At 53.2% G+C, this 3,291-nt stretch carries 1 pseudogene; it reads right to left on the minus strand.

Annotated elements, in window-relative coordinates:
• Nucleotides 1-189: 189 nt before the first annotated feature.
• Nucleotides 190-3,291, minus strand: a pseudogene (yfaL, locus tag E0D98_RS22630) (AIDA-I family autotransporter adhesin YfaL/EhaC); the annotation flags it as partial.

Below are 3,291 nucleotides of genomic sequence, written 5' to 3' on the forward strand. Positions count from 1 at the left end.
GGTAGCGGCGTAAAAATCGCGGAAGGGATGAAAAAAACAGCGCCTGACGGCGCTGTGTCTGGCATGCCTGCAATCCGGGAAACCGGACCAGGAAAAAACTTGCAGGCCATAACAGTATCTACAAATGCTCCCCGTAGGCCGGATAAGGCGTTTACGCCGCATCCGGCAACCGTGCCGACTAGACAGTGATTACCATTTCACCGTCATCGACAAAAACCCTGCCGTCTGGGCAAAATCATCACTCCCTTTCTGCCACGCCACGCTGCCGCGCAGGGACACTCGCTGACTGATATTGCCCGTGACTCCCACTTTTATTTCACCCCGTCGCTTCACCGCATCGTCACTGATAGTGCTGCCATCTTCTTCAATTTCCGTCGCATGGGGATCGTGATAATAATTCAGATCTAATGTTGGTGTGACACCAACCGCGGTACGCCATTCGCTGTGTAAACCCAGCCGCGTCTGAATATCATCCCCCTGCGATTGTGACACGCGCGCATGGTTAGCGGCGGTAAAATCATCCTGCTGCACGCCCTGATAAATCACCTGCGCCTGCGGTTCAATCACCACACCACGCCCCGGTAACCACTGATACCCGGCTTCCAGCGAGGCGATAATCCCCGACGAGTGGTAATGATCTGTGCCATCGTCTTGTTCGGAAACATCATTGTTAAACCACGCGTATTGCAGCCAGCTATCCAGCCAGGCCCCCTGCTTCTGATTACCGTGCTGATACCAGCTTGAGGTCAGCCCAACGGCATAACCGTGGTTCTGGTTATCGGCGCGAGTTCCGGTCATATTCGAGCGGCTCTCGCCCTGATTATCACTGTAGCCACCAACCGCCCCAAGCATCCACTCGCCATCATCGCCCCAGCGCCCGCTAAACAGGTCACCGCTAAGCTGCACCGTAGAAGTGTCTTCATGCTGAGCCAGTTGCCCTGCCGCCGTGTAATGATAACGTCCGCCGATAACACGTAAATTCAGCGTCTGACCATTGCCACCTGCATGATCGCGTCGCTCCATCATAAACGCCTGATTTGCCGCCCGCAGATTATTGAGATAACCGCCAACTTTGGCATTCAGCACCGGCTGGTAAGCGGGGATTGGATCGGGTGTTGGGTCAGGATCGGGTGTTGGGTCAGGGTCTGGATCAGGTGGCAATGGTGGCGTTACTTCTTGCGATCGCAGATACCAGTCGTTGTTATCTTCCACCAGCGTGTAGTCATATGCTCCCATATTGACGTAGCCGCTGCCTGCCAGACTGAACTTCGCATTGTTTTGAAACTGCGTGGGATCGGCTGCGAAATCAACCACTTTAATGCCTGTCGATGTCGGCTCACCAATCCCTGTAATGGAGTTAACCACCACAGTTGTGTTGCCAGCAGTATTACCGTTCAACACCAATTGATCGCTTACCGAGTCATCGCCGTTTAATTCGCTATCGAGCAGTAGCGTACCGCCGCCGGTATAATCACCGTTTACCGTCAGCGTATCGCCAGCGACGCCATTTTGCAGGCTAACCGCACCGGACGTATTGGTCAGATTGCCATTAACCGTCACGTCGGAAAGATAGGTCAGGCTGTCAGTTTCAAGGTTGGTATTAAGCTCACCTGTCAACGTCACGCCATCGGTGGCATTCACCAGCGTCCCATCGCCGTTAAACAATGAGGCATTAAGGGCGACGGAAGTATCCTGCCCGGTCAGACGCAAAACCGTACCATCGCTGATATCGATAGTGCCGCTGGAAGTAGCATCGATAGACTGAATATCCTGATCCGCGCCAGTAACGAACGTCGCCCCATCACCGACCCACAGTGACGAAGCATAAGGAAAGATATCCGCAACATCGCCTTTCAGGGTGCCTTCTTCGACACGTACTGCCGACTGCGTTGTACCGCTGGCGGTCAGCTCCAGCGTACCCGCCCCCGTTTTAGTAAATGTGCTACCCTCATCCTGATGCTGCCCGCTGCTGTCAGCCATCAGTGCGCCCCACTGCGTGTCTACCCCCGCATCAACTGCCACTTCACCGTCGGCGCGCATTTCAATATCACGCCCATGCTCAGTCGTCGTAGAGCGAGTATCGACATTGGCAGTAATCTCCATCACGCTTTCTTGTTGCTTATCGGTAAAGATAACCTGGCGGTTATAGTGGGTATCTCCAAGCTGCGAGTTGTCGCTCACCATCAGCGTACCGGAGGCGATTTGTGTTGTGCCCAAATAACTATTATTGTTTGCCAGACTTACCTGCCCGTCGCTCGCATCGACCACCACGTAGACGCCATCTTTCCCGTCGCCGCCGATATGCAAATTGTCGCCACCTGCAAGATCTACCACATCCTGACTGCCGATAACCGTTCCGCTGCTGCCACTGACTTCAAGGCCATCATTGTATGATGTGCCGCTCTGCCAGGTGGAGAAATCAGAGAGATCGAGCACACCGCCGTTTAACACGATCGACTGCGGATCGTCCTGGAGAGCGGCGAGATCTGCCGCGTCGCCTTCCAGCGAAAGCACCGCACCATCATCAACGACTATATCGCCGGTTAGCGCCATCGACTGCGCCCCCGACAGCACGTAGCTGCCGTTTTGCGCAATGGTGAGCTGACCAGCACCTTCGATGGTGCCAGCAAAACTGCCTTGATTAACAGTAACATTGCCACCAGCATCGATATTTAAAGTGCCATTCTGAAAGCCCGTCAATGAGTGCACAAAGGTTTGTTGGGTGGAGCCAACGTTTAGCTCTGCCTGATTCTGGTACTTATCAATACTCCCTATCGTCAGACCGTAGCAGTCTTGCGGATCGTCCTGGCAATGCGTATCGCCGACATTCATCAGGGAGTTGCTGCGGCCCAGGGTAACTTCACCGTTTTCAATCTGCATCTCACCAGTAAAGTCATTGTTATCTGCATTAAGTACCAGATCGCCGGAACCTGTTTTGGTGATCAACCCGGTACCAGCAATAGAGTCAACAGCTCCGTCATTCTCTGTATTGCCAATAACCAGCGTTTATCCGTCGGCAATATCAAAGGTAACTTCACTTAAGCCGAGATACATAAAGCCACCCGCCGCAGTGGAAGGACCATCTCCATAGCCTGCTGCGCTGTTGTTCTCATCCACTAACACGCCGCCGTTCTGGCTGTAGCTGTCATCAACAGAAATATCAATAAGATAGGGAGCCGTCGCGCTATTGGTATATATCGCCCCGCCATAACCTTCGGCAGTGTTATTTGTAAAGGCAGTGTTATTTATTATCGTATAACCTGAAGGATGCTTGCTGTCGCTATTATTATC

Source organism: Escherichia sp. KCJ4928, from assembly GCF_004352695.1.
GTDB lineage: Bacteria > Pseudomonadota > Gammaproteobacteria > Enterobacterales > Enterobacteriaceae > ECMA0423.